Below are 14546 nucleotides of genomic sequence, written 5' to 3'. Positions count from 1 at the left end.
ATCCAATTCAGGGAAGCGATCGATGGACATCGAAGGTTTGCGAACGATGGTGGCGCGGCTCGCGACGTCGGCCAATGCGCTGGTGGCGCTCGGTTTGGCGATGGAGGCGCGTATTTCCGGCACGCCACTCGATGGCAGTGCCGCCCGGCGCACAGAAGCCGTGCTCGCCGAACTCGGCGCCGCCGATGTCGTGGCAAGTGCTGGCGTCATCGAACTTGCGCCGGTGCTGGCCAGCATCCGGGTCGACCTGCTTTCAGGTGGCAAGCTGCTGTCGGGCTCCTCCGAAAGCGCGGAGGGCCTGGAAGCCGGTTTGCGGCAGGCCTTCGGCGATGTTTCGTCTGGCTTCCCGGCGCTGCTGAAGCGGATGATCGCGCCACAACTTGCCGATTTGCCGGAGAGGCTCGCTGCACCGGGCGCAGCGTTCCTGGATATCGGCGTCGGCGTCGGCGCATTGTCGGTGTCGATGCTTCGGCAATGGCCCGGCCTGAAGGCGGTTGGCATCGATCCCCTGCCCGAAGCCATCGCACAGGCCGCCGCCAACGTCCGGGCGGCCGCGCTCGAACATCGCATCGAACTGCGCACCGGCCTCGGGCAGGATATCGCGGACATGAACGCGTTCGATCTGGTCTTCGTGCCAAGCGCCTTCATCCCCGAGCCGGATGTCAGGCTCATCGTCAGGCGCAGCCACGCCGCATTGCGGCCCGGCGGCTGGCTGCTGCTGGCAATGATCAATCCCGGACCCGACGCACTGGGGGACGCCCTCGCCCGCTTCCGCACCACAATGTGGGGCGGCACGGTCTTCGAAAAAGGCGCAGCCCAGGAGCTGGTCGATCAGAGCGGCTATGCCGATAGCCGGCTGCTGTCCGGTCCAACCGGAGCGCCGGTCGCCTTCGTCGCCGGGCGCAAGCCAGGCTAACGGTTTGCAGGGAGCGGACAATGAAGCTGCTGATCTTTGGTGCTTCCGGCGCGACAGGTCGTGAGCTCGTCTCAGCGGCGTTGGCAAAGGACCATGCGGTGACCGCCTTCGTCCGCACGCCCGGCAAGCTTGCCATCAGCCACGAAAATCTGAGGGTGATTGTCGGAAATGTCGCCGATCGACAGGCGGTCGAACGCACCGTTGTCGGACATGATGCGGTCTTCAGCTGCCTCGGGGGCGGCGTGCCGCTGAGACGCGACCCGGCCGTGGTTGCGGGCATCGGCTTCATCGTCGCGGCCATGCAGCAGGCCGGCCCAGAACGGCTGATCTATCTTTCATTCCTGGGGGTTCGCGACGGCCGGTGGCAACAAGGCCCCCTGTTCGGCAACATCATCGTGCCATTGGTGCTGCGCAATGAGGTGAAGGACCATGAGATGAAGGAAAGCCTGATCGTTCAATCCAGTCTCGACTGGACCATCGTGCGGCCGCCCAAGCTGAGCAATGGAGCGGCAACGGGTGAATTCCGCCATGGCAATGGCATCCGGGCGGCGTCGCTGCTGCCGACACTGGCGCGGGCCGACGTAGCGGCCTTCATGCTCGCCCAGATTAACGACACCACCTACTCGCGCAGGGCGGTCAGCATCCTTCGCTGACGCCTCGCGGGAGCCGTCTTCCCCTCGACAAACCTCCCGCTGTATCTTCATCGCCCTTATCTTCATCGCCCTTGTAGGCAGCGCCAAAATGGACGAATAGTCATAGCGGCGCGCCGCCGTGAAATTGCCGGCATGCGGTTTCTCAGTTGGCGGCATCGCCGCAGCCGGATCCTGGAATGGCCAGTCCTTTGCAACCACGCAAGAGAAGAGGTCCGATCGCCGCAAGGCTGCTGGCGGTGGATGCGTGGATCGATTCCTCGGTCTACGAAATCGGCTTCAGGGCACGCCAGTTCTGGGAGACGGCGACCATCTTCTCGCGGCGTTTCCGCGTCGGCGGCTGGCGCCGCGGCCTGATCGAACTGTTGAGTGAAGGCTTTACGCTCGGTGCCGGCGGCATCGTCGTGCTTTTGGCGCTGGCCTTGCCGGCCTTCCAGATAACCGCCGGCGACTGGCGCACGCAAGGCGACTTCGCCGTCACCTTCCTCGACCGCTACGGCAACGAGATCGGCCAACGCGGCATCATCCAGCGCGATTCGGTGCCGGTCGACGAGATGCCCGACCATGTCATCAAGGCGGTGCTGGCCACCGAGGACCGCCGTTTCTTCGACCATTACGGCATCGATGTGCTCGGCCTGTCGCGCGCCATATTCGAGAATGTGCGGGCCAATTCCGTCGTCCAGGGTGGCTCGAGCATCACCCAGCAGCTGGCCAAGAACCTGTTCCTGACCAATGAACGGACGTTCGAGCGCAAGATCAAGGAAGCCTTCCTGTCGCTGTGGCTCGAAGCCAATCTGTCGAAGAAGGAAATCCTGCAGCTTTACCTCGACCGCGCCTATATGGGCGGCGGCACCTTCGGCATCGAGGCGGCAGCCGATTTCTATTTCGGCAAGAGCGTCAAGGACCTGAACCTCGCCGAGGCGGCGATGCTGGCCGGCCTGTTCAAGGCGCCGACCAAATATGCGCCGCACATAAACCTGCCCGCCGCCCGGGCGCGGGCCAATGTGGTGCTGTCCAACCTGGTCGATTCCGGCTTCATGACCGAAGGCCAGGTGCTGCAGGCAAGATTGCACCCGGCCGAAATCGTCGACCGCGGCGAGCAGAAGAGCCCCGACTATTACCTCGACTGGGCCTTCGACGAGGTCAAGAAGATCGCCGCCAAAGGCGGCCCGCACTCGCTCGTCGCCCACACCACCTTCGACGCCAACATCCAGAAGGCGGCCGAAGAATCGATGGAGTTCCACCTCCGCCAGTTCGGCAAGGAATACAACGTCACCGAGGGCGCCATCGTCGTCATCGAGACCAATGGCGCGGTCAGGGCGATCGTCGGCGGCCGCGACTACGGCGCCAGCCAGTTCAACCGCGCCACCAAGGCACTTCGCCAGACCGGCTCCTCGTTCAAGCCCTATGTCTATGCGACGGCGATGGAGCATGGCTTCACGCCGGATTCGGTGGTTTCCGGCGGACCGATCTCCTGGGGCAGCTGGTCGCCCCACAATTACAATGGCGGGTCGGCCGGCAAGGTGACGCTGATCACGGCGATGGCCAAATCGATCAACACGGTGCCGGTGCGGCTGGCCAAGGATTATCTCGGCATCAAGCCGATCAAGGCGATGGCCGAGGCGATGGGCGTCGAGTCGCCGCTGGAATCGCACAAGACCATGGTGCTCGGCACGTCGGGCATGACCGTAATGGACCAGGCGACGGGCTACAGCGTGTTCGCCCAGAACGGCTTTGCCGGAACCCGGCACGGCGTCAGCCAACTCTTCACCCGTACCGGCGAGGTGGTCTACGACTTCGCCAAGGATGCGCCGCCGCCGCACCGGGTGCTGTCGGAGCAGGCGCTCAAATACATGAACACCATGCTGGCGGCGGTGCCGGTGATCGGCACTGCCCGGCGCGCAGCCCTTCCAAACATCGTCGTCGCCGGCAAGACCGGCACGACCCAGTCCTACCGCGATGCCTGGTTTGTCGGCTTTACCGGCAACTACACGGCCGCCGTCTGGCTCGGCAATGACGACTTCACCGCGACCAACAAGATGACCGGCGGCACGCTGCCGGCCATGGTGTGGCAGCGCCTGATGCTCTATGCGCACCAGAATATCGACCTCAGACCGATCCCCGGCCTCGATCACCCCTTCTTTGATGCCGAAATTGCCGCCAAGGCCGAGGAAGCGGAAAAGAAGAACGCCGATCAGGCAGCAGCCGATGCCGCCGCCGAGCGTCCGCCGGTGCTGTCCAGCCGGACCACCCAGACCCTGAAGGAATTGACCAAGCTGTTCCAGGCGGCACCCGTGCTCGATGCGCCCGCTGCACCGGAGACCCTGTCGGCGCTGTGACGGCCAATTCCGCGGGGCCGCTTGCCACAAGGCCCTGCGCCGAGATATCCCCGGGCGGCAATCTTTCAGTCCCCGGCCTTCGGTTCCCTGCCTCCTCATGCTCAAGAACGCCTTCCTGACACTGCTTTCGCTTGCCATCGCCGTCGTCGGCGGTGGCGGCAGCGTCTGGTATGCACTGAAGCTGCAGGACGGCGTCGGCGCGATCAGGATCGGCCAATGGACCGCCTTCCCCGATATCGGCACGCCGACGGCGGATCCCTATTCGAAGGCCCGCGTGGCTCGCGAAGGCGTGCTGGCGCTCGGACAGGCGGAAGGACTGTCCTTCATAGCCGAGCGCGATTCCGGCGGCGAACAGCTCAAGCGGCAATGTGCCTACAAGATTGCGGGCGGCTTTCCCACCGCCCGGTTCTGGACGCTTTATGCCGCCGACCAGTCGCTTGGCGTGGTCGAGACCGGCAAGCCGAGGCCGGCTGCGCTGCAGTCCTATCAAGTGCTGCGCCAGGCCGACAATTCGGTGGTCATTTCCGTCGGCAGCCGCCCTGCGCCCGGCAACTGGCTGCTGACCAGCGGCGCCGGCAAGATGTACTTGGTGCTTACGTTCTACGACACGCCGATCGCCAGCAGCACCGGTCTCTCGGACGTCACGCTGCCGCAGATCCAAAAGGTCGGCTGCAATGCGTAGCCTGCTGCATGCCGTGCTGCTCGGCCTGCTCGGCGCCGGCATCGTGCACATCATCGTGCTGCTGCTCGTCCCCGAGTTTTCCGAACGCGACGCCTGGTCGCGATTGGCCATGGCTTCGGATCTCTACAAGATGACCAGGCTCGACGCGGAAGCCGGCGGCGCGCCGGTGGTGAAATCGGTCGATCCGCTGTTTTATGCGGCGGCTTGCCGCTTCGACCTTGCCGAGGGGATGGTGCGGGTCAAGGCGCCGGGAAAGGTGCCGTTCTGGTCAATATCGGTCTATGACCGCGGCGGCCACAACATCTACTCGTTCAACGACCACAGCGCGACCGCAGGCGTGCTCGACACCGTTGTGCTGACGCCGGCCCAGATGATCGAGGTCCGCAAGGATCTTCCCGAGGAACTGCAAGGGGCCATCTTCGTCGAGGCGCCGATAGAGGAAGGCGTGTTCGTCATCCGTTCGTTCGTGCCCGACGACAGCTGGAAGCCGATCGTCTCGCGGTTTCTCGAACAGAGTTCCTGCGAGCTGCAGGATTTTTAAGCCGGTTCCGATGCTCAGTGATGCGGTACCGGCAATGTCCCCGAAGGTCCCGGCTTGTCGGGGCCGGCCGGCCGCGTTTCGCCCGTCAGCGGCCGCTGCTCGTAGCGCACCCCGGGAAAGATGATCACTGCCGCCGGCGCGGTTTGTTGTGCTCGATTGGTTGCCGCCGTTCGCGGCACGAAAGACAGTACCATGCCCATGGTTCGCGTATTCCTCTCGGTTGCCCCGGAGCACAACGCAACGCCTCCACAGTCGATTAAGAAGGCAGTAGGTTAACGGAGCGCTAACGGATCGCCGCTAAATTGATCTTTGTTCTTGGGAAACGCGAAACCGGTACAGCCCGGCAGAGCGCCCTCCAGATCGTGTCGAGTGTCGGGCGTATCCTTCGTGTCAGCTTCGGATTTCAGGCAAATCGCAGCAGGAGCTGAATCGGGAAAGGCCGAAAGGCTGTTCCGCGCCGCCGTGTCGGCATTCTGTTCGCTCACCCGCCCTTCGCGCCGGGAGATCGCGCAGCTCGAAGACCTGACGCTGCCGCTTTTCGACAATGTCTCGGTTGAATCGCGCCGCTACGTCGCGGCAGCCCTTTCCGAATGCGAATATGCACCCGCCGCGCTGGTGCGGCGGCTTTGCCAGGAGCGGGTCGACATCGCCGCTCCGCTGCTCATCCGCTCGCGCGCCCTCAGCGACGTCGACCTGATCGCGCTGATCGGGCGTCACGGCCTGCCGCATGCCCGTGCCATTGCCCGCCGCAAGGATCTCAATCAAACGATCGCGGATCTCATCAAAGTGCTCGAAAGGCCGACGCTGGTACGGTCGCAACAGCCCGAGGCGACTGCCAACGCCGCGTCTGAAAATGCCGAAGTGGTTGCGGCCGATGCCAGCAGGCAGGAGGCTTCCGATGCCGCCGCCGAAACTGTACGCCGCCGGCTGCGATCCATGATGCGCGCCGAGAGCGGCACCGCCATCGGTTCGTTCGTCGAGCCGCAAACCTACGTCAAGCTGCGCGAGACCGCGCTGACCGGCAATGCGGCGTTCTTCCAGACAGCGCTCGCCGATGCGCTCGAAGTCGATTTCTCAACGGCGCGAACGCTCACTGCGAGTCACAACTACACGCCGCTGCTGGCCGCCTTGCGCGCGCTCGACCTTAGTGAAGACAAGGCGTTCCTGATCACGGCGGCCATCTATCCGACCGAGTTTCCGCACCCGCAGGCGATCCGCATCTTCCTCGACCGCTACCGCCTGCTGCACCGCGACGCGGCGTTGGACAGGCTCCGCGGCTGGAAGGCCGACACCGTGTCGAAAATAGTTCGCAAGCCTGGGCGCGTCGCCGCAAATGCCGACCTGCGCAAGCCGAACAGCGCCGATATAACCGCCACCCCAAAGGCGCGTCGCGTCTGAAGGCTTGCCGTTACGACGTCTTGACCGAGATAAGCTCCTCAACGGGAATGGCGCCCGCCTCGATTTCGACCACCCAGATATCCGGATCGAATCTATTCTCGCGCTCCAGCCGCGCGTCGAAGATGGCGGCATCGTCGCCTTCGCCGAGCAGGCTGAAAAAGCGGTCGTCCGGCCTGGCCGAATCGTAGCTCGTCTGCGGCGCCGGCCCGAACAGCGCCATCTCCCCCAGCCTGCCACGCGCCAGCACGAAAACCGCGCCGGCTTCCGTCGCGCCGCGCTTGACCACGGCGGCAAAGCCGCCGGCACTGAAAACCCGGCGCAACAGCGCCGACACCCACAGATCGGTGGTTACGCGCATAAAAAATTCCTGGACATGCGGCGGTCCTTACAGCATCGGCCGGAAGACCGTAAACGGTCTTTGCCGAGCCGACCGCCAAGCGGCCGTCACGACCCTCAGTTGGTCAGGCCGATCTCGCGCATCTTGACGTAGACGATCTCGTCGGGCTCGCCGGTCTCGGGCAGGCCGAACAGCGCCTGGAATTCCTTGATCGCGGCCTTGGTGCGCGCGCCTACGACGCCATCCAATTGCATGTCGTCATTGCCGAACGCTTTCAGTCCGGCCTGGATCTTGACGATGCGGGGATCAGGCGTTTGCGCTGCCGCATTTGCCGGTGCGGATACCGGAATGGCGGCCGGAGCAGCGGCCGTTTCGACCGGCCGCGGCACCGGACGCGGAACCACGGCCGCGGTCTTTGGCGTGGCGCCCAGTTGATCCAGCAGGACGCCGTCGATCTCGCCGGAGGCATTCAATCCGACCTTCTGCTGATAGGCCTGGATGGCCTTGCGCGTATTCGGTCCGGGAATGCCGTCGACGGTGCCGGAATAGAAATCGAGATCCTTCAAGATGCCCTGGACCTGTTCGACGACCGGGTCGCTCTTGATCGGCGCAGCGGCCGGACGCACGATATTGATGGTTGTTTCGGGCTCGTCGCTCTCCGCCCGGGGAAAGCGCTCGATGCTCCTGGTGACGAAAAACGCGCCGGCATGGGGAAAGGGCTGGTACCAAAGAGCGTTCGCCGAGACGTAGAACAGCGTCACCAGGAATGCGGTGGAGCCGCCGACCACAACAGGATTGCGCGAGATCAGGCTGCCCAGCGCCATCGCTCCGTGCTCGAAGGCATTGCCGCGGCGTTTGACCGCCTTAGGCTGTTTTGCGGAGCGACCCATTGCTCTCCCCTTTGCCACCGTCCGCTCTGGCTTTGGCTGCGGACATCGGCACCACGCCAGTCTTCTCCGTCGAGCGGCCCGTCGGGCCGCTCACGGGAAGGCTGATCGTCACCGTGGTGCCCTCGCCCGGCATGCTTTCGATCGACATGGTGCCCTCGTGCAGCGCCACCAGCCCCTTCACCAGCGAAAGCCCGAGCCCTGTGCCTTCGAAACGGCGGGTATAGTCGTTCTGGATCTGCATGAACGGCTTGCCGAGATTGGCGAAATCTTCCTCGGCGATGCCGATGCCGGTGTCCCGGACCCAGAAATGCAGCCGCGAGCCGATCCGCTTGGCGCCGATGACGACATTGCCGCCTTCGGGCGTGAACTTGATCGCGTTGGAGACGAGATTGATCAGGATCTGCTGCACTGCGCGCCGGTCGGCATTTATTTCGCCTGCGTCCGGCGCAATCTGGGCCTGCAGATCGATGGTCTTTGCCTCGGCTTGCAGGCGCATCATCGACTGGCACATCTCGACTGCTTCGCGGAAGCGGAACGGTTCCGGTTCGGTCGCGTAGGCGCCCGATTCGATCCGCGATACGTCGAGTATCGAGGTGACGACGGCAAGCAGGTGCTGGCCCGAATCCCTGACCAAGCCGACATATTCCTTCTGGCGAGGATCCTTGAAGCTGCCGAACATCTCGTGCAGCAGCATGTCGGAAAAACCGATAATGGCATTGAGCGGGGTGCGCAGCTCGTGGCTGACGACGGCAAGGAAGCGTCCTTTCGCCACCTCGGCGGAGGCAGCCGCCTCATTGGCTGCGGCAAGCTCCTGGCGCAGTCCGGCCACTTCATCGTTTTCGCGCAGAACGAGCGTGAAGACAGTCTCCTGCCCCGGCGCGCGCATCATCTCGAGCGAGAATGGCTGGTAATTGTCGGCTGTCACGCCGCTGTTCTGCGGCAGCCGGACGCGAAGGTCGAGCCGGCGCGACAGGGCGCCATCGCGCATATCGGCCAGCGCACTGAGGTACGGGACGCGATCAGACAGATGGACGCGATCGAAAAGTCCGGTGCCGAAAAGCAGCTCCGGCGGCAGCCTCAGCATAGTGCGTGCCTTGGCCGAGGCGTCCAGAACCTCGCCATGCGCCGCGATTCGCAGCACGACGGCATCGATCAGGTCTTCGAGCCGGTCGCTGCCGGCCGGATCGAGCTGTGCGTTGGCAGCGCCACGAAGCGGAGCGATACGCGGAATGAGCGTCAGCGCCCAGGCCAGTGGTACCAGCCAGTGCCATACGGCGATTTCGGTCTGGCCGAGCGGCAAGACGGAACCGGCGAAAGGCTGCAGCAGGACTGCGACAAGGGCCGATATGGCACCCCAGATCACGGCCCGGCGCGACTGGCCGATCCACCAGGCTTCAAACGGCAGCGCCACCGCGAGCACGGCAACCGGCGATGCCAGACCGCCGGCAGCAGCGATAAGGGCACCGAGCGCAACGCTGCCGACGACCACGGCGAGTTGGCCGGCCAGGGTCATCTTGCCCGATGCAGCCACCAGCAGGGCGGCGAACCAGCAAAGGCCGAACGCCGCAAAGATCGCAGCAACAGTAACGGCCGCCCCCATGCCCGACGTGACCAGCGTCACCGCTGCACCCGCGCTGAAGAAAGGAGCCGCCAGCATGACGCCAATGAACCGGCTGTGGTGGCGACGATCGCTCTGACCGAGGACGGACGGATGAACCATCCGTTCGCAACCGGCGGCTATCGCGCCTGGCAACTCGGCGTATCTGGCCTTGATCGCACTCAACTCAACGCACCCGGTCGTGAACGGCCCTGCTTTGCAGGCGGCTTTTGTCGATCCGAAACTCGCATCCAGCGTTTAAGGAATGGATAAGGCTGGGCCGATCGTCCCCCGGCAGGCTGCAAATATCGGGATACCGGCGGGGAAAAACCGGGGCAATTGCCGCCATAGTAAACGGAGCGTTATCCGGACCGCCCGCGCCTGACGTTGCGGCCGATGGCATCAAACTGTCACCAATGCAAAAAATAACGAGGAAAAACAAGCGGTTGGATGGTTATCATTTGCTGAATAAAATCTGAGCCTTTCGAGGCTAATGAACTTCAAAACGCTTCGTTTCGAATCTGCCTAAAATTTGAGGAAAACTGTTGCTTTCGAGACAAGCCGTCCTTTGCGCGTCTGTGCCAATATCGCGGTACAAGGGTCGTGCGGTTCGAATGCATGACCGTCATAAAGGACAGACAGATGGGCTTTCTGATAAGAGCTGCTTTCTGGTTTTCGCTGGTGCTTTTGGCGCTGCCGCTGGGTGTCGGCTCCGATGATGCGGGCCGCGAAAGCGTCGGGCCGCTCCAGGCGCTGTTTGCCGCGCGCGAAGCCGTCGGCGACATCGCCGGCATCTGCGAGCGCAAGCCGGACGTTTGCGAGACCGGCAAATCGGCAATGCACACCATCACCGCCCGGGCAAAGGAGACCGCCAAGATCGCGGCCGCCATGCTGGACGACAAGGCCGCTGAACCCGATACGGTGACGACCACCGGCAGCGTGCCCGAGGAAATCGTCTTGCCGGCGAAAGTCGATTTGCCGCTGAAAGTGCACTTGCCGGCAAAGAACTGAGACTGTTTCGGCCGAATTCATCGCCAAACCGTAAAGCTCCCCGCGCCCGGCACCTGCGGCGTTTCTCCTCTTTTTCCGTGACGTGGCAGCGCCGGATGACTATATCCGGGGAATGACGACGACGATCCAGACCATCCGCGACGACTTTTCCCTGCTCGACGAGTGGGAAGACCGCTATCGCTATGTGATTGAACTGGGTGAAGCGCTGCCGCCGTTTCCCGACGAGCAACGCATACCGGCCAACAAGGTGCCCGGCTGCGTCAGCCAGGTCTGGTTGACCACCGAACAGGGCGAAGGCGGCGATCCCGTTATCACCTTCAAGGGGGATTCCGACGCCCATATCGTGCGCGGCCTGGTCGCCATCATGCTGGCGCTGTTTTCGAGACGGCCGGCCAGCGAAATCCAGAGGACTGACGCAGAGGCAACGCTAAAGGCGCTCGGACTTGACGAGCACCTGTCGCCGCAGCGCGCCAATGGTCTTCGCTCGATGGTCAAGCGCATCAAGCGTGACGCCGAGGCAGCGCTGAAGCAGACCGCCTGACCGGACGGCAGTTGCCGGCAGCGTGGCGGGTTCGACCTTGACCCCATAATACAAAACGGCGCCCGCGGGCGCCGTTTGAGTGTCAAACCGGAAGAGCCGCTTGTCAGCGTCCCTTGCGCTTGCGGCCGAGACCCATCTTCTTGGCGAGCTGCGAACGGGCGGCCGCATAATTGGGCGCAACCATCGGATAGCTCGGGTCCAGGTTCCACTTTTCGCGATACTGGTCCGGCGTCAGATCATAGTGGGTCATCAAGTGACGCTTGAGCGACTTGAACTTCTTGCCGTCTTCGAGACAGATAATGTAGTCGTCATGCACCGAACGCTTCGGATTTACCGCCGGCTTCTGCTTGTCAGCAGGCGGCTGCTCGGCGGCCCCGCCGACGCGCCCGAGAGCGGCATGGACATCGGCGATGAGGTTCGGCAATTCGCCGACCGGCACGGGATTATTGCTGACATAGGCGGCCACCACGTCGGCGGTGAGCTCGATCAGCGCGTCACTGTTTCTGGAAGGTGTTTCGGTAATATCCATGGCGTTCAGGCCCCAACGAGAATTGTTTCTGTTTGCGCCCGTTCTGATAGGCTGGGCATCGCGCGAACTTGTGCAGGAAAAAGCCTCCGCGATTCGCGTCGCGGTATCTTAATGGGCCTGGGCGCCAAGTAAGTCAATTCGCTTCTTGCGGTCTATTCAGCGATGCAAGTCAAATCTTTCATATTCAGCTTCACTCTTTCGTGCAGAGTGTAACTTTGCCGTTTTTTCTGGTCAGACCAGCATCGACTGACGCCGCGGCAAGCAGCCATTACACAGACGGCAGCAGGTAAATAGAGCTCAATGCTTGATCCTGCCGGCAGCATTACAGCCTGGCCAATCGGCGGATTCAGTAAAATCATAGGTTGAGAAGCGTTACTGTTGCTCGTGAGCCTTCGGCCGGAGCGGCGTGCTGCGTCACTGAAACGGGGTGATGTATTTCCCGTAGACCCAGCCGGTGACGAACTGGCCGTTCTGTGCCGGATCGTGCCAGACTTGGCACCAGTGATGGCGGATCTTCTGTTTCTGCTGCCAGTACGAATGGTGGGCGAGATCGAGCAGGTTTATCCCACCGGTGCATTTGCCGGTCATCTGCAGCACCGTCCCGTTGGGATAGGCGGCCTGCTTCTGCGAGGTTCCTGAAGGATATTTGCGCACGTTGAGCGTGTCGCCGAACGGCACATTGGCCACTTGCCAAGCCGCAAAGGCAGTTGCATGTGATTGACCGGCATTGGCCAGGGTCATCGCAGCGACGGCGAGGGCTGCGGCAGTCCGAGAAAAAATATTCATTGTCCTCTCCTCCGCCCATCTTCTGAAGGCACCACGACAATAGATCGTAGCCCTTGAACCCGCGCTGATCGGCGTGTTCATTCGCCATTCAAGTAACTTCCATAGCGAGACGTAATGACCAAAACCCCAGTGTTTCCGACCGCCACCCCACCGCAGCCGGAGAAGCGGCCGATCTTCGACACGCATCACGGCATGACGCGGACGGACGATTATGCCTGGCTGAGGGCCACCAATTGGCAAGAGATGTTCAGGGATCCGTCCCTGCTCGACGGCCAAATCCGCGCCCACCTCGAAGCCGAGAATGCTTACCAGGCGGCGCTGATGGCCGATACGGTCCAAATGCAGAAGCAGCTTTTCGCGGAAATGAAGGGACGCATCAAGGAAGACGATTCTTCCGTGCCGATGACGGATGGGCCCTACGCCTACGGCTCCTCCTTCAAGCTTGGCGGCCAGCAGCCGCGTTATTTCCGCACGGCGCGCGACGGCGGCGACAAGCAGATCTTGCTCGACGGCGATGCCGAGGCCGAGGGCAAGCCCTATTTCCGCCTGGGCGGCGTCGATCATTCGGACGACCACAGCAAGCTGCTCTGGGCCTTCGACGACAAGGGTTCCGAATTCTACACGCTGCGCGTCCGCGATCTCGCCGGCGGCAACGATCTGGCGGACAGGGTCCCGGACACCGGCGGCGGCGGTGTGTGGGATGCCGGCAATGACGGCTTTTTCTACACCCGCCTCGACCCCAACCACCGTCCTTCCAAAGTGCTGTTCCATGCGCTTGGCGACAGTCCTGAAAACGACCGGCTGATCTACGAGGAAACCGATCCGGGCTTCTTCATGGATGTCGGCGGCACACGCTCCAACGAGTGGATCATGATCGGCATCAACGACCATGAGACGTCGGAATACCGCATCATGAACGCCAACGACCCGTTCGCAGAGCCGAAGCTGGTTGCGGCGCGCCAGACCGGCCTGCAGTACGAGCTCGAGGAAGGCGGCGACATCTTCTTCATCCTCACCAATGCCGACGGCGCCAAGGACTTCAAGATCATGACGGCGCCGGCCCATGATCCGGTGCGCGCCAACTGGCAGGAACTGGTGCCGCACGAAGCGGGCCGGCTGATCCTTTCGGTGATCGGCTTCAAGGACCACATGGTCCGGCTCGAGCGCAAGGAAGGCCTGCCACGCATCGTCGTACGCGACCGCAAGAGCGGCGAGGAGCACCTGATCTCCTTCGACGAAGAAGCCTTCTCGCTCGGCCTGTCCGGCTCCTACGAATACGACACCGAGATCATGCGCTTTTCCTATTCGTCGATGACGACCCCGGCGCAGGTCTTCGATTACAACATGCGCACCCGCGAGCGGGTGCTGCTCAAGACCCAGGAAGTGCCGTCCGGCCACGACCCCGAGCACTATGTCACGCGCCGGCTGATGGCGCCTGCCGCCGACGGCGAACTGGTGCCGATCTCGCTCCTCCACCACCGCGACACACCGCTCGACGGGTCGGCACCTTGCCTGCTTTACGGCTACGGCTCGTATGGCATCACCGTGCCGGCCGCGTTCAACACCAATCTGTTTTCGCTGGTCGACCGCGGCTTTGTCTACGCGATAGCCCATGTTCGCGGCGGCAAGGACAAGGGCTATGGCTGGTACGACGACGGCAAGCGGGCGAACAAGATGAACACGTTCACCGATTTCATCGCGGTCGCCCAGCACCTCGTCGTTGAACGCTACACCGCGCATGATCGCATCGTCGCGCAAGGCGGTTCGGCCGGCGGCATGCTGATGGGCGCGGTCGCCAACATGGCGCCGCAATGCTTCGGCGGCATCGTCGCCGAGGTTCCCTTCGTCGACGTGCTCACCACCATGCTCGACGCCAGCCTGCCGCTGACGCCGCCGGAATGGCCGGAATGGGGCAATCCGATCGCCTCGGCGGAGGATTACCGGACCATCGCCGCCTATTCGCCCTACGACAATGTCGCCGCACTCGACTATCCGCCGATCCTGGCGCTGGCTGGCCTGACCGACCCGCGCGTCACCTACTGGGAGCCGGCCAAATGGGTGGCACGGTTGCGCGACCGCAAGACAGGTGAGAATCCGGTGCTGTTCAAGATCAACATGGATTCGGGCCATGCCGGCGCCTCCGGCCGGTTTTCCAGGCTGGAGGAAATCGCCTTCACCTACGCCTTCGCGCTCAAGGTGACAGGCAAGGCCGAGCTTGCCGCTGCAGCCCGGCCCGACGCCTGATTTTCCGCTCGCAATTGCAAAGGCCGCGCGCTACCCAGTGCGCGGCCTGTTCAAAGCCGCCGCCAACACTCAATCACCCAGGGAT

Annotated in this window: 15 protein-coding genes; 9 read left to right on the top strand and 6 right to left on the bottom strand. The window is 63.2% G+C overall.

The genetic code is table 11. The features are described from left to right. Positions 1-22: 22 nt before the first annotated feature. The 5 genes from NKH13_RS22815 to NKH13_RS22795 all read left to right on the top strand — a co-directional run bounded on the left by NKH13_RS22815 (position 23) and on the right by NKH13_RS22795 (position 5128). Positions 23-916 (top strand): class I SAM-dependent methyltransferase, encoded by an 894-nt coding sequence (locus tag NKH13_RS22815; RefSeq protein ID WP_352914529.1) that lies wholly within the window; start codon positions 23-25, stop codon positions 914-916. Positions 917-936: 20 nt separating this feature from the next. After that, positions 937-1569, top strand: coding sequence for an NAD(P)-dependent oxidoreductase (locus NKH13_RS22810; RefSeq protein WP_352914526.1), 633 nt, complete (start codon positions 937-939; stop codon positions 1567-1569). Positions 1570-1745: 176 nt separating this feature from the next. Then, positions 1746-3905, top strand: coding sequence for a transglycosylase domain-containing protein (locus tag NKH13_RS22805; RefSeq protein WP_352914523.1), 2160 nt, complete (start codon positions 1746-1748; stop codon positions 3903-3905). 97 nt (positions 3906-4002) lie between these two features. Further along, positions 4003-4587: a DUF1214 domain-containing protein gene (locus tag NKH13_RS22800; protein WP_352449049.1), complete on the top strand. Its 585-nt coding sequence runs from the start codon at positions 4003-4005 to the stop codon at positions 4585-4587. Then, a complete protein-coding gene (locus tag NKH13_RS22795; protein WP_292658433.1) occupies positions 4580-5128 on the top strand; it encodes a DUF1254 domain-containing protein in 549 nt (182 codons plus the stop codon). The genes NKH13_RS22800 and NKH13_RS22795 overlap by 8 nt, the downstream gene beginning before the upstream one ends. 14 nt (positions 5129-5142) lie before the next feature. On the opposite strand, the gene NKH13_RS22790 is transcribed toward NKH13_RS22795, so the two are convergent. After that, positions 5143-5328, bottom strand: a complete 186-nt coding sequence (locus NKH13_RS22790) for a hypothetical protein (protein ID WP_292658434.1) — start codon at positions 5326-5328, stop codon at positions 5143-5145. A 187-nt stretch (positions 5329-5515) separates the two neighbouring features. On the opposite strand from NKH13_RS22790, the gene NKH13_RS22785 reads away from it, so the two are divergent. Beyond that, the gene (locus NKH13_RS22785) at positions 5516-6526 is read left to right on the top strand and encodes a DUF2336 domain-containing protein (protein WP_352914519.1); all 1011 of its coding nucleotides are present in this window, start codon (positions 5516-5518) and stop codon (positions 6524-6526) included. 10 nt (positions 6527-6536) lie between these two features. Here the strand turns inward: NKH13_RS22785 and NKH13_RS22780 are convergent, their stop codons facing one another. From NKH13_RS22780 to NKH13_RS22770, 3 genes are all read right to left on the bottom strand, one after another. Then, positions 6537-6884, bottom strand: coding sequence for a DUF1491 family protein (locus tag NKH13_RS22780; RefSeq protein ID WP_352914516.1), 348 nt, complete (start codon positions 6882-6884; stop codon positions 6537-6539). Between the two features lie 95 nt (positions 6885-6979). Continuing rightward, entirely contained in the window at positions 6980-7753 is a 774-nt protein-coding gene (locus NKH13_RS22775; protein WP_352717386.1) for a peptidoglycan-binding domain-containing protein, read from the bottom strand. Next, positions 7728-9473, bottom strand: a complete 1746-nt coding sequence (locus NKH13_RS22770; protein ID WP_352914653.1) for an ATP-binding protein — start codon at positions 9471-9473, stop codon at positions 7728-7730. The genes NKH13_RS22775 and NKH13_RS22770 overlap by 26 nt, the downstream gene beginning before the upstream one ends. Positions 9474-9992: 519 nt before the next feature. Between NKH13_RS22770 and NKH13_RS22765 the strand changes: the two genes are divergently transcribed. Both NKH13_RS22765 and NKH13_RS22760 read left to right on the top strand, forming a co-directional pair. Beyond that, a complete protein-coding gene (locus NKH13_RS22765) occupies positions 9993-10361 on the top strand; it encodes a DUF5330 domain-containing protein (protein WP_352914651.1) in 369 nt (122 codons plus the stop codon). A gap of 112 nt (positions 10362-10473) precedes the next feature. Further along, positions 10474-10902, top strand: a complete 429-nt coding sequence (locus NKH13_RS22760) for a SufE family protein (RefSeq protein ID WP_352468926.1) — start codon at positions 10474-10476, stop codon at positions 10900-10902. Positions 10903-11005: 103 nt separating this feature from the next. Here NKH13_RS22760 and NKH13_RS22755 read toward each other — a convergent pair whose 3' ends face one another. Both NKH13_RS22755 and NKH13_RS22750 read right to left on the bottom strand, forming a co-directional pair. Further along, complete coding sequence (locus tag NKH13_RS22755) at positions 11006-11431, bottom strand: Ros/MucR family transcriptional regulator (RefSeq protein WP_023677844.1); 426 nt, start codon at positions 11429-11431, stop codon at positions 11006-11008. 414 nt (positions 11432-11845) lie between these two features. Beyond that, positions 11846-12217 (bottom strand): SH3 domain-containing protein, encoded by a 372-nt coding sequence (locus tag NKH13_RS22750; RefSeq protein WP_352914513.1) that lies wholly within the window; start codon positions 12215-12217, stop codon positions 11846-11848. 114 nt (positions 12218-12331) lie between these two features. Between NKH13_RS22750 and NKH13_RS22745 the strand changes: the two genes are divergently transcribed. Beyond that, a complete protein-coding gene (locus tag NKH13_RS22745; protein ID WP_352914510.1) occupies positions 12332-14461 on the top strand; it encodes a S9 family peptidase in 2130 nt (709 codons plus the stop codon). Positions 14462-14546: the final 85 nt, after the last annotated feature.

The sequence above is a fragment of the Mesorhizobium sp. M1348 genome (assembly GCF_040317925.1).
Taxonomy (GTDB): Bacteria; Pseudomonadota; Alphaproteobacteria; order Rhizobiales; family Rhizobiaceae; genus Mesorhizobium.
The sequence above is the reverse complement of the archived record's forward strand: the minus strand, read 5'-3'. Positions and strand labels throughout refer to the sequence as shown.